This is a genomic window from Thalassospira sp. SM2505 (assembly GCF_054901115.1).
The window spans coordinates 3798672-3819608 of record NZ_CM142731.1 but is presented as its reverse complement, the minus strand read 5'-3'; the positions used below and the strand labels follow the sequence as shown (position 1 = coordinate 3819608).

The following is a 20937-nucleotide window of genomic DNA, read 5'->3' as shown; positions in this document are numbered from 1 at the left end:
TTGCTTAAACCCGGATAAAAAGCCCCAACCCGTTAAGGATGGGGCTTTGATATTCAGGTTTATTTCGTGACTGCTGTCTTGTCGGCAACTTCGTCCTCGATCACCCAACCGTCATTGGTGCGACAGGCAGATTTGATTTGCTGGCTGGTGCGGTTGTGGGATGAAAGTTCCTGACGATAAGTCCGGCACCAGACCCCCTTGTCGGTCTGAACGGTTTTGAGCGGAGTGACGGCAATTGTGAGCTCTGCAACTTTGGTTCTTTCCTGATCGCCGGAATTATTGCTTTCAAGTGCGGTCTGAACCGTCATGGCAAGCTGATCGCGGGCCTTTTTCGGGATCTTGGCCGGTGCCGGGCCATAAGTCAGAAGTTCTTCGCTATGATCGGTTCCCGAATTCCAGGAACGGTCACGTTTGACGTAAAATCCGATTTCTGGCGCGTACCACCATTTTGTGGTCTGCATCCACCATTGTTTGTAATAGCGCGAACATTCGATGACATAGGTGTCAAAGGTGCCAGCAGGGACGTCAACCGTCTCGGTCGCGGGCACCTTGCAGGTCAGCCACTGGTCATAGCTGCTGGTTTTTCCTGTATCGGGATCAATGTTTTCCGAGACAGTCGAAATACGAACCATCTTGCCATATTCCAGCGGCCACAGGCTTTCGGAGCCTTTCTTGATGGTGGCTGATCCGGACCGCTTGCGATCTTCCTTGTCGGTATAGGACCATTCAAGATTAGGACCGGTGAAATCGGCGCTGGTCTGGAACAGATAATCACCGCCGCCATTCCAGACAAAGTTTTCGCCCTTGATATCCTCGACATAGATTGCGCGTCCGCTGTCATAGACAAAGGCATCCCCGATGCCGAAATCAGGAAGCGATGCAGGGGCAAGATCGGGGCCGGTATTCTCGGTCTTTTCGGCATACTGACCCATGCCGTCATTGAGTTCATTGAGCTTCGCGCCAAATTCATCAAGCGTTTGACACGCTCCGAGTGATGCGATGCCCAAAACGCAAGAAAGCGCCATAAGGTGGCGCTGAATAGTCGGCTTATTCATCTTCCTGATCCTGCATATTCTTTTGGTAGATTTTATGTCGCTTTTTTATCTGGTGTCTTGTGCCGCAACCGACAACGACGAAACCCCTTCTTCGTCGTTGTCGGCTGTCTTAGAGTTTGTGTTTCGAGGGGGTAGCTTCCTCAAGGTCGGGAAGTTCAACGCCGGGAATCAGGCGATAAACCGTTTCCCACTGTCCTTCGCCCGTGCGACAGGCACGGCCATAAAAACCGTCCTGGGTTGCGGTGGCCGCATCGACCGGGAAAGTCACCCGATATTCACGGCAGAAACGCCCGCCCTGACGGAAGGTCCGCAAGGGTTCGATCTGGATGTCGGATGCGCTGTCGCGGGTCTGGTTCTGCGCCAGTGCAACATGACGGATGTCACCGCTCAGGGTTTTTTCAAGGGTCAGGCTGATTTCGCGATCAAGAACCGGATTACCAATCTGCAAGAAGGACGCCAGATGGGTGTCGGTCTTTGGGGCCAATACCACCGGATCATTGGTCAGGTTTTCATTGAACCAGTTGCCTCCAACAAAGGCCAGCAAGACAGCGGCAGCCGCACCGACGCCGGTCCAGATCGCGGTATTGTTGTTTGCAGCACGCGCCTTAAGCGGACTTTCGGTCTGCTCATGGGCGGGATTTCTTTTGGCAACCGGCTTCTGATCAAGGATGTCGGCGATGCTTTTGCTCAGTTCCGGATAGACCCGGTCATTCAGCAAGCGGTCAGACTGGTTGCGCAAGACAATCGATTGCCCGGCCATGATGTTGAATTGCCGCGTCAGGACAGGACAATTTGCAATCCGGTCTTCAAGCTTGCGGCATTCCGTCGGCGCAAGTTCACCGTCGATATAGGCTGACAACAGGACGTAATCCTGTTCCTTGAGTTCAGTGGTCATGGCGAACCTCGCTGGATGCCGTCATATTTGTCAAATTGCTATCGTCGTCATGCAGGGCGGCCAGTATCTTGCGGGCGCGTGCAACGCGGCTCATGACCGTGCCATCGGGAACGCCCAATATGTCGCCAGCTTCGCGATAGCTGTATCCTTCAATCAAAACCAGTGTCATTGCCGCACGCTGATCTTCAACCAGTGATGCCATGGCTGCTTGCAGGAAAATCCGGTCGGTTCCGCCATGGTTTTGCATGGGAAGAGCCGTTTCACGCGCATCTTCAAACGAAATGACATTGCCACGTCGCTGGTCACGGCGCTTCTCGTCAATCCAGCTTGTCTGGATGATGCGATAAAGCCAGCTGTCAAGTCGCGTGCCCGGTTCGAATTGTTCGATCCGTTCGACCGCCTTTATATAAGCAGTCTGTACCAGATCCTCGGCAGCGACGGCGTCGCGCGTCAATGACCTGGCAAACCGCAAGGCACGTGGCAGAAGATCAGCCAATTCTGAGCGAAGTGCGGTGTCCAAACCTGATGTCCCGTTTCGGTTTTCTGGGTTCTATTGTGCATATAACGTTCGCGCGGGGCTGTTTCTTCCGTCACAGTTTAAAAAAAGTTTTGAAAATTATTTTCGAGGTTGGGGAAGAATATGTTCAACCGGTGCGTTGTCCCAGCAAAGAACGCGAAATCCTGGACAACGGACTGGAGCTTTAAGATGGCAATCCAAATGAACAAATCACTTCGCAACAAGATGGTGACGGCTGGAATTCTGGGCTTTGGTGCCTTTGCACTGGTTGCAGCTCCGGTCTCCTTTGATTTCACGAAGTTTGACCTGTCGGGCAATACCGCCGTTGCGCAAGGCAATGGTAATGGCGGTGGCAATGGAAACGGCGGCGGTAACGGTGGCGGTAACGGTAACGGTGGCGGTAACGGCAATTCCGGCGGCAATGGCGGTGGCAACGGTAATGGTGGCGGCAATGGCGGTGGCGCCAATGGCGACAGCGGTTCGGGCGGCCCCGATGGTCCGGGGAACAGCGGCAATGGCAATGGCAATGGTGGTGGCAACGGCAATGGAAACGGTGGTGGCAACGGTGCCGATGGTCCAGGAAACAGTGCCGCAGCACGGTCAAGCGCACAGGGTCTTGGTCTCCAGTCCGGGGGCGTAGGACGGGGTGCGGCTTCGGCCGAAGGTGAAGAAGGCGAGGAAGGCGAAGTTGGTGGAAAAAGCATGCCGCGGGGTATTGCAAATGCGCCTGGACTTGCCGGCGCGTTGCCGCCTGGTATCCAGCGCGTCTTTGGCGCGGCGACTGGCCCTGACGTTGATCCTGATGTCGAGCAGGAAATTATCACCCATGGCTGGAAAGAGCTGACCCGCCCGGATTCCGGCGATACCGGGGACACCCCCGATGATGGCGAGCCGGATACCGGTGACACGGGAGACACTGGTGATACCGGTGATACCGGTGACACAGGCGATACCGGTGATACGGGAGATACAGGTGATACCGGAGACACAGGCGATACCGGTGATACGGGAGATACAGGTGATGCCGGTGACACGGGAGATACAGGTGATACCGGTGACACAGGCGATACCGGTGATGCGGGTGACACAGGTGATACCGGTGACACGGGAGACACAGGTGATACCGGCGATACCGCAGCATAATAGTTCCCACGCAAAGCAGCTGATCCTGCTTTGACCGCTGCGGTCTGCACCCAGACCGCAGGTAACTGGAAACCCCGCCTGGTCCCCCGCCGGCGGGGTTCTTTTTATCCGCAATCAACTGGCAGAAATGCAAACCAGGGTGACAAAGAAAAAGCCCTCGCCGAGTGATCGGCGAGGGCCTTGATATTTGGCAAAGCAGCCAGCGTGATCAGATTGATCAGGCCATTGCAGCTTTCAGACCTTCGTCCAGTTTGTCGAGGAACTGGGTGGTGGTCAGCCATTTCTGGTTCGGACCGATCAGCAGTGCCAGATCCTTGGTCATGAAGCCTGCTTCGACGGTATCGACGCAAACTTTTTCAAGGGTTTCTGCAAACTTGACGACTTCCGGGGTACCATCGAACTCACCACGGTACTTGAGACCCTGGGTCCATGCAAAGATCGACGCAATCGGGTTGGTCGAGGTTTCTTTGCCCTGCTGGTGCTGGCGATAGTGGCGGGTAACGGTGCCGTGGGCCGCTTCTGCTTCAACGGTCTGCCCATCCGGGGTCATCAGAACAGAGGTCATCAGACCAAGCGAGCCAAAGCCTTGCGCAACGGTGTCAGACTGAACGTCGCCGTCATAGTTCTTACAAGCCCAAACGAAACCACCGTTCCATTTCATCGCACATGCAACCATGTCGTCGATCAGGCGGTGTTCGTAGGTGATGCCAGCGGCTTCGAACTTGTCTTTGAATTCAGTTTGGAAAACTTCTTCAAACAGGTCCTTGAAGCGACCGTCATAGGCTTTCATGATGGTGTTCTTGGTCGACAGGTAGACCGGCCAACCGAGCGACAGACCATAGTTCATGCAAGCACGTGCAAAGCCCTTGATCGAATCATCAAGGTTATACATCGACATCGCAACGCCCGAAGACGGGAAGTCAAAGACTTCGTGTTCGATGGCTTCGCCGCCGTCTGCCGGCTGGAACTTGATGGTCAGCTTGCCTGCGCCCGGAACCTTGAAGTCGGTCGCACGGTACTGGTCACCAAATGCGTGACGGCCGATAACGATCGGCTGGGTCCAACCCGGAACCAGACGCGGAACGTTGTTGCAGATGATCGGCTGGCGGAAAACGGTACCGCCGATGATGTTGCGGATGGTGCCGTTCGGCGACTTCCACATCTTTTTCAGGCCGAATTCTTCAACGCGCTGCTCATCAGGGGTGATGGTTGCGCATTTGACGCCAACGCGGTGTTCCTTGATGGCGTTTGCCGCATCAATGGTGATCTGGTCGTCGGTCTCGTCACGTTTCTGAACCGAAAGATCGTAGTATTTCAGGTCAACGTCGAGATACGGAAGGATCAGCTTGTTTTTAATGAAGTCCCAGATGATCCGGGTCATTTCGTCGCCGTCAAGTTCGACGATCGGATTCTTAACTTGAATCTTGCTCATAGAATACTCCCTTGCTGGCCGCGGCCGGAATGCAGCGCGGCTGCCATTCAAGATGGTTAATCTTTGTCTTCCGGCGCGCGAGGGAGCGCCCTGGCCGCGTCGGGAGCCCGCAACATACAGGAACCCATCAGAAAATCAAAGAGGGCGACGCAACTTACCTGTAGTCATTCGTTCAATTGCGGATTCTTGTGTTGTAAGAAGGTGCGTTTGTGCGGGTTCGCGCGTTGGAAAAGCGCATGTTTGTCCGGCATTTACGGGCATGATTGCGCAAATTTCAAAGCAGGTGACAGATCAATTGTATTTTGCAGTGCGCATGATCCGGATCAAAGAAGGTCGAACCGAAATGGTTCTAAACTGCATGCATTGATGCAAGGCGGCGAAGACTCCGCCACGCATTAAGGTTTGGCAAAAAGGGGGCTGTCATGAACTTGGCGACCGAAAACATCATTGTTCTGATCATCTGCGTTATCGGCTTTTGCCTGCTTGGTTTCGGGTTTACCAATCGTGATCGGAACTGGGGCGTCACTATGATGTGGGGCGGCGTCCTGACCATGCTTGGTCCGATAGCTTGGCGACTGCTGACCCTGTTTGCATAAAAAGTGTCAGATACTTTTAGGCGCGGGCTGCTCGCAGATCGGGCAGTTCTTGAAGTCTTCTGATCCGGTTCTGTTCTGGATAAGGGGCTAATCGCGCAGAATTTTTCTCTTCGTGCGACCAATGGGGCACTCAACGCCGATTAGCGCAAGATTACTTTTCGTGCTCAACACAAATTTTTTCAGCGTCCTTGTCTGACAACGGCACGTTCAAAAGCCCGCAACGATGTGACGCGCCAGCGTGTTCGGGGTTGTCCGTCCGCAGGAAAAAGCGGCAGCTTGCACAAATTCCAAAGCTTTTCGCATTGTTACGAAGGATTGCCTCATTCAGAACGTGTGAAAGGGCCTCTTGCAGGGACAAGCCGTTCCGGGTTGCTTCGATGCAGGAAGCGAGTTTTTGCCGCGGGTCATTTGTCAGGTGCTGTTGTCCCAGTGGGGTAAGGGCAATATCCACCGAGCGTTTGTCGCGAGCACTGGGCGTGCGCTTGATGCACTCTTTTTTCTCCAGTGAAATCAATGTTTGGGACACCGTCCCGCGCGTTGAGCCGAGATATTCTGCAAGTGCGGCTGGCGTTCTTGAAAAGCGGTTGGCTTTGGCAAGATAGCGTAATGCTTCCCATTGTGCCGGGTTTAGCTGGCCTTTTTGTTCTTCGGCCTGCATCAGGCGGGCGATCCGTTCGATCAGATCTGCCGCCTTATGTGCGTCGGTATTCATTTTGATAGCTACTCGATACTAAATAATTGACCTTCTCGCGGTCTGCGAATATAGATAATAGCGACTCGATACTATTATCACAAGGATCGCAAAATGACTGCACGTATTCTCCCCTTGGCTGGCGCCATCCTGATTTCAGGATTGATTGAAAGCTCAGCATATGCACACCAGATTGAAGCTCCCCTGACTGCGGATCACCCTGCATTTGACATTCATCATGCAGATATCGTTCGCAAACATACAAGCCTTGAATTCACCATGTATTTCAAGGGGCGTCCAGGAACCAAAACACCAGATGCACACGGACAATTGGCAGGCGCTCCGGTGTGGTCATATGTGTGGCCAACCTCGATTGATACCTCTGTAATCGGTTTTGATGCAGATGCTGGTATTCTGTCGTTTGCGGTAACGTCTCATCCAGACTTTGATGACACACCTCTTTTTGATGAAGACGGTGATGGAGATCCGGAAAATGACGGCCGTCGCTGGCATTCGCATTGGGTGGTTCTTGTGCCGGATGACGCCTGTGGGCAGAACGGGTTGAAGGTGCGCGATATTCCCGAGGGCGCAACACCCAACCTACCCAAAACCTGGCCGGGCCTTCCTATTCTGATCGACAGTCCCGGTTGGCATCCGCGCTTTACCCAGGACAGTCTGGTCGTGACGGTCCCATTTGATGCACAAGCTGATCTTGAAGGGGCCAATTTTGATGCGGTGACGGCTGCCTTGCAGGTGAATGCCAGCGTTCATGATCCACTTTTGTGTGTGACCGATGTCTTTGAAGCTGCCGGTGGTTTGAAAATGCCCGGCACGATAAACTAAGGGAGCCGCCGATGGGGAAAACAGCAATCGCCATTCGTCATGTCGGGTTTGAGAGCCTTGGTGCTTTTGCCCCGGCGATAAGGGCAGCGGGATATGAAATTCTCTATCATGATGTCGGTATCGATGACCGGGAACGATTGGCAACACTGGACCCCGATCTATTGATCGTCCTTGGGGGGCCCATCGGCGCGCATGATGAACGCAACTATCCCTTTCTTACGGATTATATCCGTTTTATTGCCAGTCGACTGGAACGTGGCTGGCCGACGATGGGAATCTGCCTTGGCGCACAACTGATTGCGCGGGCAGCCGGAAGCCGTGTGTATGCCGGGACAGTGAAGGAAATCGGTTTTTCTCCGATTACACTTACCGAAGCCGGGCAGAAATCATGTTTGGCGGTTTTTCATGAAAGCCCGACAACTTTGCACTGGCACGGTGATACTTTTGATTTGCCGCGAGGTGCGCAGCTTCTGGCAAGCAGTCAGCTATATGAAAACCAGGCCTTTTCCCTGGGTGAGAACATTATTGCGTTCCAATTCCATCCAGAGGCAACATCAACTGGTTTTGAGCAATGGCTGATTGGTCACACAGCAGAACTGGCGGGTGCTGGTATAAATATCCCCCGGCTTCGCGCTGATGCGAAGATGCTTGGGGAGTCACTGGACAAAAAGGCCGGCATTGTCTGCAGGTCCTGGCTCAATCAAATTCAGGTTTGATTGGCGAGCCATCTGCGTGGCTATTGCCAGGTTCAATGCCATAGCCGCGCAGAAACATATCGACCGCAGCGATGACATGGGCATGCAAATCTTTGGCCTGAGGTTCCCATCCCACATAGGTCATTTGCCGGAAGTCATAGTCGGCCTTAAGCAGGCTGGTGAAAAAGACAGCGGCCTGTTTCGGATCGTTCTTGGGAAACTTGCCTTCTTCCATCTGGCGTTCGAAATAGGATGTAATGATCCGGCGACCGGTCATAAGGCCGCTTTCATAAAACACCTTCCCAAGGTGCGGGAAGCGGGGCACTTCGGCCAGAAACAGCCGCATATAGCGAATGGTGTCTGGCGTGGTCAAAAGCGTCATCAAGGTTTCGCCAAAATGAATAAGCGCCTGCCGCAACGGCAATTGCGACAGTTCAAGATCGGCCATGATTGATGTGATCCGGCCGGTGCAATCGCGAATGACCGCCTCGAAGACACCATCCTTGTTGCCAAACAGCTCATAGATCGTTCGGCGTGATCCGCCAGCCTCGGCCGTGATCATTTCCAGTGTCGTGCCCGCAAGTCCATGTTCGCAAAACAGTTCTCTCGCCGCCTCGATCATGGCTTCGCGGCGTTTCAGTGTTCTGGGGTCGATCTTTTTTGCGTCAGACAAATGATTTGTTCCAATTCGGTACTTGACGGTTGGTACTGATTGGTACCATAAATGCACAAATGGTACTGATCAATACCAAAAGGATTTAGCAGGACAATGAGTGTGAAGAAAATCATCCTGCCCCTGATCGCTGTGGCGGTTATCGGTGGCGGTGGATATTACGGGTTCTACTGGGTGACCGAGGGTCAGTACTTTGAAAGTACCGACAATGCCTATTTGCAGGCAGACGAGGTTGCCATCTCACCCAAGGTATCTGGCTATGTTGGCGAGCTTGCAGTTGAAGAAAACCAGTCGGTCCGCAAGGGGGATCTTCTGATGTCGATCAAGGACGAGGATTATCGTCTTGAAGTCGCGCAGGCGACCGCAACCCTTGAAGCGCGCCAGTCTGCTGTGACTACCATGGACGAACAGATCACCTTGCAGGAAGCCGCAATCGAGCAAGCTGGTGCCAATGTTCGCATTGCCAGGGTCGAACTGGATCGTACGACCGAGGATTTCCAGCGCTATCAGGATCTGGTCAAAAAGGGTGCGGCAAGCCGTCAGAAATTCGACTATGCCAAGGCCGACCGTCAGAAAGCGCAGGCACAGGTTGCTGCGGCCAATGCGACGCTGGCCGTTGAAAAGGGCCGTCTGGGTGTTTTGCGCGCCCAGAAGATCGAAGCCGAGCGTGCCGTAAGTCAGGCTCAGGCAGCCCGCAACCTGGCGATGCAGGCACTTGATGACACCAAAATCTATGCCCCGTTTGATGGCGTGGTCGGGAACCGTTCGGTTCAGACCGGCGCGCTGGTCCAGCCGGGCGAGCAGCTTCTGGTTCTGGTGCCGTTGCCGGGCGTTTATGTTGTGGCCAATTTCAAGGAAACCCAGATCGAACACATGGCCCATGGCCAGAAGGTCCGGATTGAAATAGATGCATTCCCGAATGCAGATATCACTGGTCAGGTCGAAAGCTTTGCCCCGGCAACCGGCGCACAATTCAGCCTGTTGCCGCCGGAGAATGCGACCGGCAATTTCACCAAAATCACCCAGCGTGTGCCGATCCGTATCTCGCTTGACGATAGTAAATGGGCGGCTGCCTTGCGTCCGGGGCTTTCGGTTGTGGTTGATGTCGATACCCGCGATGCTGACGGATCCCGGCATATTGCAGGATCGGGACTTGCCGAAAATATCATTCCGTCCACGGAAGTCTCGGAGCTTAACTGATGAGCGGTTCGGCAACCAGCGCAGGCCCGTCCGCACCGCAAGCCATTCCCGATGCAGGCCAGCACGTGGACAATGCCCAGTTCATTGGCTGGGTGGCGATGGTTGTGGGGATGTTTCTGGCGATCCTGGATATTCAGATCGTGGCGAGCTCGCTTGAAAACATTCAGGCAGGCCTGTCTGCCAGCCCCGATGAAATCGGCTGGGTTCAGACCAGTTACCTGATTGCCGAGGTCGTGATGATCCCGCTTTCAGGGTTCCTGTCGCGGCTGTTTTCTACACGCTGGCTGTTTGTGATGTCGGCAATCGGTTTCACCGTCATGTCGATTGCGTCGGCCTTTGCCTGGTCGATTGAAAGCATGATCTGGTTCCGTGCGGCCCAGGGGTTCCTTGGCGGGGCGATGATCCCGACCGTCTTTGCCACGACCTATATCATTTTCCCGCCCGAAAAGCGCAATGGCGCATCGGTGATGATCGGCCTGATTGCGACCATGGCACCGACCATTGGACCGACGCTGGGCGGATTCCTGACGCAATCGATGTCCTGGCACTGGCTGTTTCTGATCAATGTTGTGCCGGGCCTTTTGATCGCAGCTGTGGTTGCCCTGACGCTCAGGATCGACAAGGGCGACAGATCGCTTCTCAAGGGGTTTGACGTTACCGGTCTTCTGGCGATGGCAGTGTTTCTTGGCAGCCTGGAATATGTTCTGGACGAAGGACCCAAGGATGACTGGTTTGATGAAACCGCAATTATCTATGGCACGATTACCTGTGTGATTGCGGGCGTCTTTTTCTTTTGGCGCATGTTCAGTTACGACAAGCCGATAGTTGATCTGAAGTCCTTTTCCGATCGCAATTTTACCATGGGCTGCATTTTCAGCTTTACGCTTGGCATAGGGCTTTATGGCAGTGTTTATATCATGCCGCTGATGCTTAGCCGCGTGCGAGGCTATGACAGTCTTGAGATCGGTATGATCATGGCCGTCACCGGTGTTGCCCAGTTCCTTTCGGCCCCGATTGCCGGTCGGTTGACCGCGAAATTCCCGCCGCGTGTGGTGCTGGGGATCGGGCTTGTGCTTTTTGCAACCGGTCTTGCCATGCACGGCTTCAATACCAGCGAAGTTTCGTTCAACGAGCTGATTTTCCCGCAGATCGTGCGCGGTGCCGCCTTGATGTTTTGTATGCTGCCGATCACCAACCTTGCGCTCGGCACCTTGCCGCCCGAAAAGATCAAGAATGCCAGCGGGCTTTATAACCTGATGCGCAACCTTGGCGGCGCGATCGGCATGGCGGCAATCAACACGCTTCTCGATAAGCGCATTGACTATCATTTCTCGCTTCTGTCCGAGCATATCAATCCGGCAAGCAACGCCTTCAAGGAATATCTGGCAACCGTGATCGCACGCTATTCCGAGATGGGCATTGCCGATCCGCATGCCGCGGCTATGAAGTTCATTGTCAATCTGGTCAATCGCGAGGCATCGATCATTTCGTTTAATGATGTCTATCTTGCGATGGCCGTAACCTTCTTTATCGCCTTCTTGTTGCTACCATTTGCCAAACCACCGCGCGCGCAGGCCGCTGGTGGCGGTGGCGGACATTAACAAACAGGAATACGCATCAGAAACGGGCCGCACATTTATTCCCCGACCCCGCGAGCTTTTCCCGCTCGAGTGCGGCCTGGCCGGCCCCCGTTTTACGGGGGTCGGCATTTTTTTATTTGTTGCGGATTTGTGTATTAGTTGGGTTTTTGGATTATCTTATTCAATTTCAGGTGGTTGTGCGGTATCATGGACGAAATATAAGAAAAGCCCCACCGGATACGGATACAACTCGGAGGCATCTGTTCCGTTGGCGACACATCGTCTTGGTCCCGCATCTACCAAAACCTGAACGTGATGGTCGTTCCTGTCCTGAAGGAAACACGTTGCCGCTCTCAATACCACCGACTGGTATGGATGCGGTCATTTGTGTGCACATCACACATGCCCTGTTTCAAGGAGCAGACGATGAAGCGATTTCTATTTACAGCAATGCTGACATGTTCGGTTATCGGAACGACAAGTGTCGTATCCGCGCAAGATAACTCGGGACAGAACAAACCCAATATCCTTGTGATCTGGGGCGATGATATCGGCTGGCAGAACGTGTCCGCCTATGGTCTTGGTACCATGGGCTACACGACACCCAATATTGACCGTGTTGCCAATGAAGGTATCAAGTTTACCGACCATTATGCACAGCCCAGCTGTACTGCTGGGCGCGCTGCCTTTATCACCGGTCAATATCCGATCCGTTCGGGCATGACAACGGTTGGGCAGCCCGGTGCAACACTTGGTCTGCAAAAAGAATCTCCGACGCTTGCCGAACTTCTCAAGGAAGAAGGCTATCGCACCGGTCAGTTCGGCAAGAACCATCTTGGTGATCGCAATGAACATTTGCCGACGGTTCACGGATTTGACGAATTCTTTGGCAATCTTTATCACCTGAACACGCAGGAAGAGTCCGAACAGCGTGACTACCAGCGTTTCGCCAAGGACTTTGCAGGTTCGGTCGAAGAATATGACAAGCGTTTTGGCACGCGCGGCGTTCTTCACAGCTTTGCCACCGACGAAGATAACAGCACCGTTGATCCACGTTTTGGCCGTGTCGGCAAACAGATGATTCAGGATACCGGCCCGCTGACACAGGAACGCATGAAGGAATTTGACAGCGCCGAGGTGATCCCGGCTGCCCTGAGCTTCATGACCGCTGCGAAGGACGCCAATGAACCGTTCTTTGTCTGGCTTAATACCAGCCGCATGCATCTATACACCCGCCTTGATGACAAGTGGCGTTATGCCGCCGAGGAATACACGTCCGAGGCCGATTATCACGGCAGTGGCATGCTTCAGCATGACCACGATATCGGCACTGTACTGGACTGGCTGGAACAGCAGGGTCTGGCTGACAATACCATCATCTGGTATTCGACCGATAACGGTCCGGAACATGCATCATGGCCCCACGGGGCAACCACGCCGTTCCGCGGTGAAAAAATGACGACCTACGAAGGCGGTGTGCGCGTTCCTTCCATGATCCGCTGGCCGGGTAACCTGCAACCGGGCCGGACCCTGAATGGTATTCAGGGCCATCAGGACATGTTCACATCCCTTGCCGCGGCGGCAGGCATCGACGATGCAGCCAAAAAGGTGATGGATGAACAGAGCCAGTATATCGATGGTGTGAACAACCTGCCGTACTGGCAAGGTGAAACGGACAAATCAGCCCGTGATCACATCTTCTATTACTTTGAAAGTCAGCTGACGGCTGTGCGCATGGGGCCATGGAAATGGCACTTTGCCACCAAGGAAGACTATTACGACAACATGACACCGCGTAACTTCCCCATGGTGTTCAACCTTCGGATGGATCCGTTCGAAAGTTATGACAGCATCGATTCCTATGGGCATCTCGCCCAAAAGGTATCCTGGCAGGTCCAGCCGATGAATGTCCTGATTGCCGATCACCTGCAAACATTGGCGAAATATCCGCCGGTACAGGGCGGGGCCACATTTGACATGTCGCGTCTTGTGGAAGATTTCCTTGCCAAAGGACGACAGTAACGTGGGAATGCGTTTGATACCTGATCAGCCCGGCCGTTTGGGCCGGGCTGTCCCGATCTTGCTGGCAGTGCTTTTTTCTTCTGCTGGCGCACTGGCCGAAGAAAAGCCGATGCCCGAATTTGTCGAAATCAAAGGCGGGACTTTCATGATGGGGGATACCCGTCATTACCGCGAGGAAACGCCGGTGCATCGGGTGACTGTTTCATCCTTTACCATCAGTCGAACTGAAATTACCAATGCCCAGTTTGCCGCCTTTGTTGCGGAAACCGGATATGTGACCTCGGTCGAACGGCCGCTCGACCCGGCTAAATATCCGGGCGTTCCAGACGAACTCCTTAAGGCGGGGTCCATGGTTTTTGCCCAGCCGACCGATGATGTGGATATGGGCGATCTGCGCAACTGGTGGCGCTATATCGCCGGGGCAGACTGGCGTCATCCGGCCGGACCGGGAAGCACGATCGAAGGACTGGAAGATCATCCGGTGGTGCAGGTCTCCGTCGAAGATGCCCGTGCCTATGCCAAGTGGGCTGGCGGGCGACTTCCGACCGAGGCCGAATGGGAATTCGCCGCGCGCGGTGGTCTTGATGGTATGGATTACAGCTGGGGTGACAGCTATAGCCCGCTTGAAGGATGGAAAGCAAACAGCTGGCAGGGAACCTTTCCGAAAACCGATCTGGCAGATGACGGACATCACGGCACGGCCCCGGTCGGCAGTTTTGACCCGAACGGGTACGGGCTTTCGGATATGGCGGGCAATGTCTGGGAACATGTGTCGGACTGGTGGGTGCCCGGGCATCCCCAAACCGATCAAACCGATCCCGATGGCCCACCTTTAAAGCTTGCGGCGCGCTTTGCCAGTCCTGCGGTCGGTCCGATGACCGTGGTCAAGGGCGGATCGTGGCTTTGTGCACCGAATTTTTGTCTGCGCTATCGTCCGGCTGCCCGACAGCCCGCCGAAAGCCATATCGGGTCAAACCATATCGGATTCCGGATTGCACGTGATGTGAATTGAAACAGGGATCGAAGAGGTTTCTGCCGCTTGTGAAGAACGAAGGAGACAGTGATGTCCAATCTGTTGAGAAGACTGTCGATCACTTTTCTGGGCGCATTGACCTGTGTTTGCGGGTTCTCGTCCCTGACATTGGCGCAGGAAGGCGATGCCGATCTTGCCAAGAAACTGTCAAATCCGGTGGCCAATCTGATCAGTTTGCCATTTCAGGCCAACTATGATCATGGCTATGGTTCCGAAGACGGCAGCAAGTTCTATGTCAATGTGCAGCCGGTCATGCCTGTCAGTCTTAATGAAGACTGGAACCTGATTTCGCGGACGATTTTGCCGGTCGTTTATCAGAATGACATCAATGGCAATAGCGGTACGGATACCGGCATCGGCGATACGGTACAAAGTTTGTTTTTATCGCCAACTGAACCGGGCCCCGGCGGGCTGGTTTGGGGGCTTGGGCCTGTTTTCCTGTTGCCCACTGCATCGGAAAGCAGCCTTGGTCTTGATCAATGGGGCGCAGGACCGACGGCGGTCGGATTGTTCATCAAGGATGCCTGGACGGTTGGTGTTTTGAGCAATCATATCTGGGGCACCGATGACGGATCGGCAGCATCGGCAACGAATGCCACATTCCTGCAGCCTTTCATCAATTACACGACGCCCGATGCATGGACCTTCGCACTTAATACCGAAAGTACCTATGACTGGAACGCCGAGAAATGGTCGGTTCCGGTCAACGGTATTGTGTCGAAACTGGTCGATGTTGGCGGGCAGAAAATCAGTCTGGGTGCTGGCGTTCGCTATTGGGTCGATAGCCCGGATGCCGGTCCTGACGGATGGGGGGCACGGTTCATCCTGACGTTCCTGTTCCCGAAATAGCTGCCATTCAGGGGCAGGAAGCGGCCGAACGGGGCTTGGTCGATGAACCCTGAACGAACAGAAACTCGTTCGGGGTTCTGATTGTCACTGTAAATTGTCTGCATGCAGATGCTTTTCCTGACGCAAATTTGCGCTAGACTGAACAATAAAAGAACCGGGTGGTTGGGGTTGGTTAAAAGTAGACGGCGTTCCGTTATCGGGGCGTGAGAAGGATTGCGATCAAAATAGTGCCATGGTGAGAAGCCGGTAAATGGCCATTGCAATCAAAGCGGGGAGCTGGGCGTGCGGCGATCAAAAGTGTATCAGTATGCGATGTGCGGGGTGGGCGCATTGCTGGTAAGTGCATCAATGTCCGCGGCGCGCGCAGCCAGTTGCTCGGCCGAAGGCGGGTTGATTTTCCTTGGCAAGACCTCGGATAAGGCAAATTCCTTGTGGTTGTCAGGCACAAGTTCAGGCGCTTTTCGTCTTGATGCCGCCGGGACAACCAAGGATACCTGGAGCCAGACACGTGGCGGATTGCATCTGACGCTTTCGGACGTTGTTTCGCCGGGAAATGGTGGTGTTCATCACCTTTATGACAATAGTGGTTCGGGCTGTTTGCTTGACAGTCAGAACCAGCGTGGCGGATTTAACCTGCCGCCGATCGGCAAGCTGTTTCCCGATTTCCTGACACCCGAAATTCCCGTGGCGACCAAACCGCCAATCTGGATCGTACCGCCGGTCGGGATTACCCCGGAAATTCCGGTCATAAGACCGCCGGGGATCGGGATTACTCCGGAAATTCCGGTCATAAGACCGCCCGGGATCGGTATCACGCCGGAACTCCCGATTATCGTCGCGCCACCGGTTGATGTCATTCCGCCAATCGGTGTATTGCCCCCGACGGGGATTACCCCGGAAATTCCGGTGATCACTCCGCCGCCGGTTGGTATTACGCCGGAAGTGCCGGTTGCTACCAGACCACCGATTGGGGTGTTACCCCCGACAGGGATCACGCCGGAAATTCCGGTGATCACCCCGCCACCGGTCGGTATTACGCCGGAAGTGCCGGTGATTACATCCCCGGACCCCGAAATACCAACGGTTCCGCCGACGATCAGTGTTCCCCAAACCGTTGCCAATGCCGAACTTTCAAAGCGGCCGGAGGACTTCCTTGCCGGTGATACCTGCGCCATTCTTGAAGGTGGCGGGCAGCTTTATCGTAACGAAGACGGTCTTGTTTTTACCGCCCCCTGTACGCTTGTCCGGCAGGGCGGATATCAGGGAATTACGGTTGCCTCCTTGCTTGAGCAATCAGATGTGCCTTTGACATCCGGGCGGCAGTTCGTGGCCGAACCCCTTTGGAATTTCTGGACAGAAACGCGCGGCGTCTATGCCCGGGACCGGCGTCACAATCTGGATATCGAAGGATATAGCGGATCAGTTATTGCGGGATTTGATCGCAATTTTGATAACGAAACGGTTGTTGGCGTTTCCGGATCGTTTGAAAGCAGTGGCTCTGACGGTTATGACGGCGGGCTTGTCAACGAGGCCTATGGTATTTCCGTCGGGCCCTATTTTGCCCATCGTCTGTCACGGGAATGGGCGGTTCAGGGATCGCTTGGCTATATGCTGCGCCATAACGATCTTGATGTTGTGGTGCTTGAGGGCGACTATTTTTCCCATCAGCTGTCGGCTGCCACCGCCCTTCACGGGCAGTATAATTATAAGGACTGGACGCTGCGTCCGCGCGTCGGCCTTTCCTATGCCGAGACCTTTACCGAGGCCTATGATCTCAGTGGTACTGTGTCCAATACCCCGGTCAAGGTCGATATCGGTTCGGATCATTTCAGCTTTGGCGAGGCCGAAATTGCCGGTGAGGCCAGCACCTATGTCGAGCTTGAGGGCAATCTTCTGGGCATACCCTATGGCGAGCTCGGCCTGCGTTATGCCTTTGACCGGCCCAATGACGGCAAGATCCTTTCGGGGAACCTGACGCTTGAGGAAACATCAGACGTGACCGGTACATTGCGCGGCGGGATGCGGTTTATTTATGATGACCGGATCTATTTTGATGTCGGGGCGGGCTATCTCAGTCTCGGGCAGAACGGCCTTGATATCTGGGAAGCCAAGGCACGTGTCTCATTTGCCTTCTGATCGCTTGCCCGGACAGTTGCACGCCCAAAAAAAACGCCCGGGTGGGGACCCGGGCGTTTTGACCTTTCGGGGGAGACTCCGAAAGGGGCAAGATGCAATGGGAACATAACGACCGGGGAAGTCGTACGGTATCTCCTTGGGACAAGGGGATACGCATCTTGCAGGGATCGACATTACGCCGGTTACTGGTCGAATACCGGGACGGGGTCAAAGGCGCCCGGTAGTCCAATCAGGTGGCCTTGCCCGGTGTCGGGGCAGGTGCCGCGATTTTTGCCAGTGCCTTGAGTTTCGCAGCATGGCGGTGTTTCGATACTGTTATCTGAATAATCCCGATCATCACCAAAAGGGAAGAGATCCAGAACACACTGTCATGGGTCGGTGGTGGCGTGAGGTCGAACCGCGATGCCAGCATCTCAAGCGCCAGAAGGACAAAGGGCAGGATCGTGGTCGACAGGATGTATTTCTCGATCCCTGCGACCTTGACAGAACGAAGTGACAAAACCATCGCAGGCCCGCGAAACAGAACCCCGATCAAAAGCCCTGCCAACAATGTTTCGGTGCCAAACAATCCGGCGGTGGAAATGTACGGGATCGGAACCGGACTGATCCGTTCGATAAAGGACGGCACGATCAGGAAGACTGACGCGGTAATCAGCAACAGGACGCCGGTGAAGCGCAGATGTGCCCATGTATCCTTGATCTGGTTATCAGGATGAAGTTCGGCCAGAACAGTTGATGCAATGGCGGTGACTTCGGATGCCAGCATCAGCAACACGGCTGGGTTGGAAAAGCCACCGGGTAAATGCCATGCCATCCACACAGCTCCCGAAATCAGGATCGCATGGCCCAGCCATTCCGACCGTCCCGGCGTGCGCCCAAGGATAAAGGTCGCGGCAAGGGCGGCCATCGGCATGCCGGTCTGCGACAGAATGCCGCTTTCCGGTGCGCTGATGTAAAGAAGCGACGCTGTCCAGGTTACGCCGGTCAGAACCCGCAAAACCCCATAGGCCCAGTTGATCGGAAGGGTGAATTGCCGCCAGGGGATCCTGCGACCGGGCGCAAGAAGCACCAGCGATACCCCGCCAAACACCAGTTGCCAGCATGTCATGGCATAAGGATCAATATCAAAGCTGGTCAATGCAATCCGGTTGCTCACCAAAAGCAGCGACCAGATCAGTGTGGTGCTGAAAAGCAAGATCATGACGGACATATGAAGAATTAAAAAAAGTTATGAAAATGATTTCGTATGCTGCACCATATAAGGAAAAATATCGACAGAAATATTTGGCTAAATTACTGAATTTAATCCATGAAGAGTCAGGTCTGCTACTTTCGGAATTTGGCCGACCTGATCTCAAATTCGCAGAGACATTGGCGATTGACGATTACTAGTCGAATGCCGGTTCGTCCAGAAAGTGATTGGCATAGGCAAAGATGCCCGGAGATCCGCCTGTCATTAAAAACAGGATTCTTTCGCCGCTTTGATAGTGACCGGAAGAGAGGTCCGAAAGCAGTCCGGCGAAGGCTTTCCCACCATATACGGGATCAAGAAAGAGCCCTTCTGTTCTTGCCATCTGGTGAACAGCGGCTTTCATGGCGTCTGTCGGGATTCCATAACCGTCCCCCAACTGTTCGTCAGATATCTCGATATCCATTGGATTGGCTTCAACAGAGGAACCAAGCAACTTCAACACAGCCTGTGTTTTCTCAACCGTCGCAGCATGAGCAATTTCTTTTGGCGCGAGGACAGAAAATGCTTTGATCAAAGCGGGATTTTTACCTGCCAGGTACATCCCTGCGGCAAGGCCTGCATGGGTGCCGGAACTTCCGTTTGGCAAGACAATTGAACTGACACTTTGCCCAAGTGCACGCATCTGATTCTCTATCTCGAACGCACATAGGGCATAACCGAGGGCGCCGATCGGCGATGAACCGCCCAGTTCGACGAGATAGGGATTGCATCCGCGCCGTGACAGTTTGGCAGCAATCTCGTGGGCAAATTCTCGGCCGGTTATCCCGGTTGGGACAATGTGGATGTGCGCACCCAATATACGATCAAGCACCATGTTGCCGTTACGTGCGAAGTCATTGGGCATTGAACTTGTCGGCGATGTCAAAACCAGATCACATTGCAAACCAAGCTTCGCGCAAACGGCTGCTGTCAGTCTGGCAAAATTTGATTGTAAACCGCCAACGGCAACCACGGTATCTGCACCCCTGTGCAGGGCATCACCCACAATAAATTCAAGTTTTCGCAGTTTGTTACCGCCACCACCCAGTGAATTGAAGTCATCGCGTTTCACAAATAACTGGATGTCTTTGGCTGGCAGTCCCAACGTTTGTTCAAGGCGTTCCAGACGCTGAATTGGTGTGGCGTCGTCCAGCAGGCTGACCTTCGGAAAGTGATCAAGGGTATCGTGCGAGAACATTGTCATCCCTTCTTTGCGGCAGTGAATAAGAATGTGATCGCGCGAACATTCTGAAAATATGATAGTTTTCATATGCGGGATTATCGGTGCTGATCACTGAGCGGATAAACGTCCCATAGATATTTACTTGCTGCAGTTTTGTTGTGAATATCTATCAATCAGCACTCAGCATCCCGAAAATCGGTGTAATCATGGACCAAATTGACTCAATCAAGGTATTCTTGGCTGCGATAGATGAAGGCAGTCTTGCCGGTGCAGCACGCCGTCTGAACAGGTCGCCAACGGCTGTTAGCCGTGCTTTGAATGCGCTTGAAAGTCATGTCGGTGCGGACCTGCTTTATCGAACAACAAGGTCGCTTCGTCTCAGTGAAACCGGCGAACATTATGCTGCTGCCTGTCGGCGCATTCTTGCCGATCTTGAAGAGGCAGAAATGGTGGCTGGAGGTGAGCGCTCCGCCCCAAGGGGAACGGTTACAATATCTGCGCCACCATTCCTGGGCGAAGAAGTTTTAAGGCCAATCATCGATGAGTTCCTAAAGGAGTTTCCGACGGTTTCTGTCCAGTTCCTGATGCTCGACAGGTTCGTTAATCTGGTAGAGGAGGGCGTGGATCTGGCGCTTCGGATTGGTGAGCTATCAGATTCTTCGAACGTCGCCACAAAGGTCGGCACCGCTGTTCGACGCGTTGTTACGGCTTCGCCCGACTATCTGCAACGCAATCCTCGCATCCATGAGCCAAAAGATCTGGAGAAACATCAAATCATCGCATTCTCCCATTTTGGACTCAATGCCTGGACCTTTTCGCCCGGACAAACAGGAAAAATCCCCAAGACCATAAGTTTTACGCCGCGCATCATCGTCAACAGCATTCGCGCCGCAGTTGGTTCAGCTGTTGCTGGTTTGGGGCTGACGAGATTGTATTCGTACCATGTTGCCCGGCAGGTATCCGCCGGGCAGCTCAAGATTGTTCTGGTTGACGCCGAAGCACCACCTTTGCCCGTACATTTGATTGCGCCGCATGGGAGAATGGCGGTTCCAAAGGTGCGTGCCTTTGTTGACTTTGCAGCACCGCGCTTGCGTGCTTCGCTTGCCAAGCTCGAAAAAGATGCCCGCTCGCTGGATATATAGGGACGCACGACACCGCTATGG

Annotated in this window: 19 protein-coding genes; 11 read left to right on the top strand and 8 right to left on the bottom strand. The window is 54.1% G+C overall.

The genetic code is table 11. The features are described from left to right. Nucleotides 1-59: 59 nt before the first annotated feature. The 3 genes from ACTU44_RS17930 to ACTU44_RS17920 form a co-directional block, all read right to left on the bottom strand. A complete protein-coding gene (locus ACTU44_RS17930; protein ID WP_147251993.1) occupies nucleotides 60-1055 on the bottom strand; it encodes a TapB family protein in 996 nt (331 codons plus the stop codon). 109 nt (nucleotides 1056-1164) lie between these two features. Further along, complete coding sequence (locus tag ACTU44_RS17925; RefSeq protein WP_114098550.1) at nucleotides 1165-1950, bottom strand: hypothetical protein; 786 nt, start codon at nucleotides 1948-1950, stop codon at nucleotides 1165-1167. Continuing rightward, the gene (locus ACTU44_RS17920) at nucleotides 1940-2470 is read right to left on the bottom strand and encodes a sigma-70 family RNA polymerase sigma factor (RefSeq protein WP_114098551.1); all 531 of its coding nucleotides are present in this window, start codon (nucleotides 2468-2470) and stop codon (nucleotides 1940-1942) included. The genes ACTU44_RS17925 and ACTU44_RS17920 overlap by 11 nt, the downstream gene beginning before the upstream one ends. A 198-nt stretch (nucleotides 2471-2668) precedes the next feature. Here ACTU44_RS17920 and ACTU44_RS17915 point away from each other — a divergent pair, with 198 nt between their 5' ends. Continuing rightward, nucleotides 2669-3610 (top strand): hypothetical protein, encoded by a 942-nt coding sequence (locus tag ACTU44_RS17915; RefSeq protein WP_462096087.1) that lies wholly within the window; start codon nucleotides 2669-2671, stop codon nucleotides 3608-3610. Between the two features lie 217 nt (nucleotides 3611-3827). On the opposite strand, the gene ACTU44_RS17910 is transcribed toward ACTU44_RS17915, so the two are convergent. Then, complete coding sequence (locus ACTU44_RS17910) at nucleotides 3828-5042, bottom strand: NADP-dependent isocitrate dehydrogenase (protein WP_114098553.1); 1215 nt, start codon at nucleotides 5040-5042, stop codon at nucleotides 3828-3830. Nucleotides 5043-5464: 422 nt separating this feature from the next. Here ACTU44_RS17910 and ACTU44_RS17905 point away from each other — a divergent pair, with 422 nt between their 5' ends. Continuing rightward, nucleotides 5465-5638: a hypothetical protein gene (locus tag ACTU44_RS17905; protein WP_181850277.1), complete on the top strand. Its 174-nt coding sequence runs from the start codon at nucleotides 5465-5467 to the stop codon at nucleotides 5636-5638. A 151-nt stretch (nucleotides 5639-5789) separates the two neighbouring features. Here the strand turns inward: ACTU44_RS17905 and ACTU44_RS17900 are convergent, their stop codons facing one another. Next, nucleotides 5790-6296, bottom strand: coding sequence for a MarR family winged helix-turn-helix transcriptional regulator (locus ACTU44_RS17900; RefSeq protein ID WP_258548721.1), 507 nt, complete (start codon nucleotides 6294-6296; stop codon nucleotides 5790-5792). A 147-nt stretch (nucleotides 6297-6443) separates the two neighbouring features. On the opposite strand from ACTU44_RS17900, the gene ACTU44_RS17895 reads away from it, so the two are divergent. Both ACTU44_RS17895 and ACTU44_RS17890 read left to right on the top strand, forming a co-directional pair. Next, the gene (locus ACTU44_RS17895) at nucleotides 6444-7172 is read left to right on the top strand and encodes a hypothetical protein (protein WP_114098555.1); all 729 of its coding nucleotides are present in this window, start codon (nucleotides 6444-6446) and stop codon (nucleotides 7170-7172) included. A gap of 11 nt (nucleotides 7173-7183) precedes the next feature. Further along, nucleotides 7184-7888, top strand: a complete 705-nt coding sequence (locus ACTU44_RS17890; protein WP_114098556.1) for a glutamine amidotransferase — start codon at nucleotides 7184-7186, stop codon at nucleotides 7886-7888. On the opposite strand, the gene ACTU44_RS17885 is transcribed toward ACTU44_RS17890, so the two are convergent. After that, complete coding sequence (locus ACTU44_RS17885; RefSeq protein ID WP_114098557.1) at nucleotides 7869-8540, bottom strand: TetR/AcrR family transcriptional regulator; 672 nt, start codon at nucleotides 8538-8540, stop codon at nucleotides 7869-7871. The two genes, ACTU44_RS17890 and ACTU44_RS17885, sit on opposite strands and share 20 nt — an antisense overlap. 96 nt (nucleotides 8541-8636) lie before the next feature. Here ACTU44_RS17885 and ACTU44_RS17880 point away from each other — a divergent pair, with 96 nt between their 5' ends. The 6 genes from ACTU44_RS17880 (at nucleotide 8637) to ACTU44_RS17855 (ending at nucleotide 17360) form a co-directional block, all read left to right on the top strand. Further along, a complete protein-coding gene (locus ACTU44_RS17880; RefSeq protein WP_114098558.1) occupies nucleotides 8637-9740 on the top strand; it encodes an HlyD family secretion protein in 1104 nt (367 codons plus the stop codon). Beyond that, the gene (locus ACTU44_RS17875; RefSeq protein ID WP_114098559.1) at nucleotides 9740-11341 is read left to right on the top strand and encodes a DHA2 family efflux MFS transporter permease subunit; all 1602 of its coding nucleotides are present in this window, start codon (nucleotides 9740-9742) and stop codon (nucleotides 11339-11341) included. The genes ACTU44_RS17880 and ACTU44_RS17875 overlap by 1 nt, the downstream gene beginning before the upstream one ends. A 405-nt stretch (nucleotides 11342-11746) precedes the next feature. Beyond that, nucleotides 11747-13342 carry an arylsulfatase gene (locus ACTU44_RS17870; protein ID WP_114098670.1) on the top strand — a complete coding sequence of 532 codons (1596 nt, stop codon included), beginning with the start codon at nucleotides 11747-11749 and terminating at the stop codon, nucleotides 13340-13342. A gap of 7 nt (nucleotides 13343-13349) precedes the next feature. Then, nucleotides 13350-14354, top strand: coding sequence for a formylglycine-generating enzyme family protein (locus ACTU44_RS17865; protein ID WP_220150315.1), 1005 nt, complete (start codon nucleotides 13350-13352; stop codon nucleotides 14352-14354). A 51-nt stretch (nucleotides 14355-14405) separates the two neighbouring features. Beyond that, nucleotides 14406-15224, top strand: coding sequence for a transporter family protein (locus ACTU44_RS17860; protein WP_181850279.1), 819 nt, complete (start codon nucleotides 14406-14408; stop codon nucleotides 15222-15224). A 282-nt stretch (nucleotides 15225-15506) separates the two neighbouring features. Continuing rightward, on the top strand, nucleotides 15507-17360 hold the full coding sequence (locus ACTU44_RS17855) for an autotransporter outer membrane beta-barrel domain-containing protein (protein WP_147251999.1): 1854 nt from the start codon (nucleotides 15507-15509) through the stop codon (nucleotides 17358-17360). Nucleotides 17361-17589: 229 nt separating this feature from the next. Here ACTU44_RS17855 and ACTU44_RS17850 read toward each other — a convergent pair whose 3' ends face one another. Together ACTU44_RS17850 and ACTU44_RS17845 are read right to left on the bottom strand one after the other, a co-directional pair. Further along, complete coding sequence (locus ACTU44_RS17850; protein WP_258548722.1) at nucleotides 17590-18561, bottom strand: DMT family transporter; 972 nt, start codon at nucleotides 18559-18561, stop codon at nucleotides 17590-17592. Nucleotides 18562-18748: 187 nt separating this feature from the next. After that, nucleotides 18749-19789, bottom strand: coding sequence for a D-cysteine desulfhydrase family protein (locus ACTU44_RS17845; RefSeq protein ID WP_114098673.1), 1041 nt, complete (start codon nucleotides 19787-19789; stop codon nucleotides 18749-18751). Between the two features lie 191 nt (nucleotides 19790-19980). Here ACTU44_RS17845 and ACTU44_RS17840 point away from each other — a divergent pair, with 191 nt between their 5' ends. Then, nucleotides 19981-20916, top strand: coding sequence for a LysR family transcriptional regulator (locus tag ACTU44_RS17840; protein WP_114098674.1), 936 nt, complete (start codon nucleotides 19981-19983; stop codon nucleotides 20914-20916). Nucleotides 20917-20937 lie beyond the last annotated feature (21 nt).

Bases quoted from the DNA above. Each gene is read 5' to 3' on its own strand.
- ACTU44_RS17875 (WP_114098559.1), top strand. From the start codon at position 9,740: ATGAGCGGTTCGGCAACCAGCGCAGGCCCGTCCGCACCGCAAGCCATT.
- ACTU44_RS17845 (WP_114098673.1), bottom strand. From the start codon at position 19,789: ATGTTCTCGCACGATACCCTTGATCACTTTCCGAAGGTCAGCCTGCTG.
- ACTU44_RS17890 (WP_114098556.1), top strand. From the start codon at position 7,184: ATGGGGAAAACAGCAATCGCCATTCGTCATGTCGGGTTTGAGAGCCTT.
- ACTU44_RS17915 (WP_462096087.1), top strand. From the start codon at position 2,669: ATGAACAAATCACTTCGCAACAAGATGGTGACGGCTGGAATTCTGGGC.
- ACTU44_RS17910 (WP_114098553.1), bottom strand. From the start codon at position 5,042: ATGAGCAAGATTCAAGTTAAGAATCCGATCGTCGAACTTGACGGCGAC.
- ACTU44_RS17895 (WP_114098555.1), top strand. From the start codon at position 6,444: ATGACTGCACGTATTCTCCCCTTGGCTGGCGCCATCCTGATTTCAGGA.
- ACTU44_RS17880 (WP_114098558.1), top strand. From the start codon at position 8,637: ATGAGTGTGAAGAAAATCATCCTGCCCCTGATCGCTGTGGCGGTTATC.
- ACTU44_RS17865 (WP_220150315.1), top strand. From the start codon at position 13,350: ATGCGTTTGATACCTGATCAGCCCGGCCGTTTGGGCCGGGCTGTCCCG.
- ACTU44_RS17840 (WP_114098674.1), top strand. From the start codon at position 19,981: ATGGACCAAATTGACTCAATCAAGGTATTCTTGGCTGCGATAGATGAA.
- ACTU44_RS17905 (WP_181850277.1), top strand. From the start codon at position 5,465: ATGAACTTGGCGACCGAAAACATCATTGTTCTGATCATCTGCGTTATC.
- ACTU44_RS17930 (WP_147251993.1), bottom strand. From the start codon at position 1,055: ATGAATAAGCCGACTATTCAGCGCCACCTTATGGCGCTTTCTTGCGTT.
- ACTU44_RS17870 (WP_114098670.1), top strand. From the start codon at position 11,747: ATGAAGCGATTTCTATTTACAGCAATGCTGACATGTTCGGTTATCGGA.
- ACTU44_RS17900 (WP_258548721.1), bottom strand. From the start codon at position 6,296: ATGCAGGCCGAAGAACAAAAAGGCCAGCTAAACCCGGCACAATGGGAA.
- ACTU44_RS17925 (WP_114098550.1), bottom strand. From the start codon at position 1,950: ATGACCACTGAACTCAAGGAACAGGATTACGTCCTGTTGTCAGCCTAT.
- ACTU44_RS17850 (WP_258548722.1), bottom strand. From the start codon at position 18,561: ATGATCTTGCTTTTCAGCACCACACTGATCTGGTCGCTGCTTTTGGTG.
- ACTU44_RS17860 (WP_181850279.1), top strand. From the start codon at position 14,406: ATGTCCAATCTGTTGAGAAGACTGTCGATCACTTTTCTGGGCGCATTG.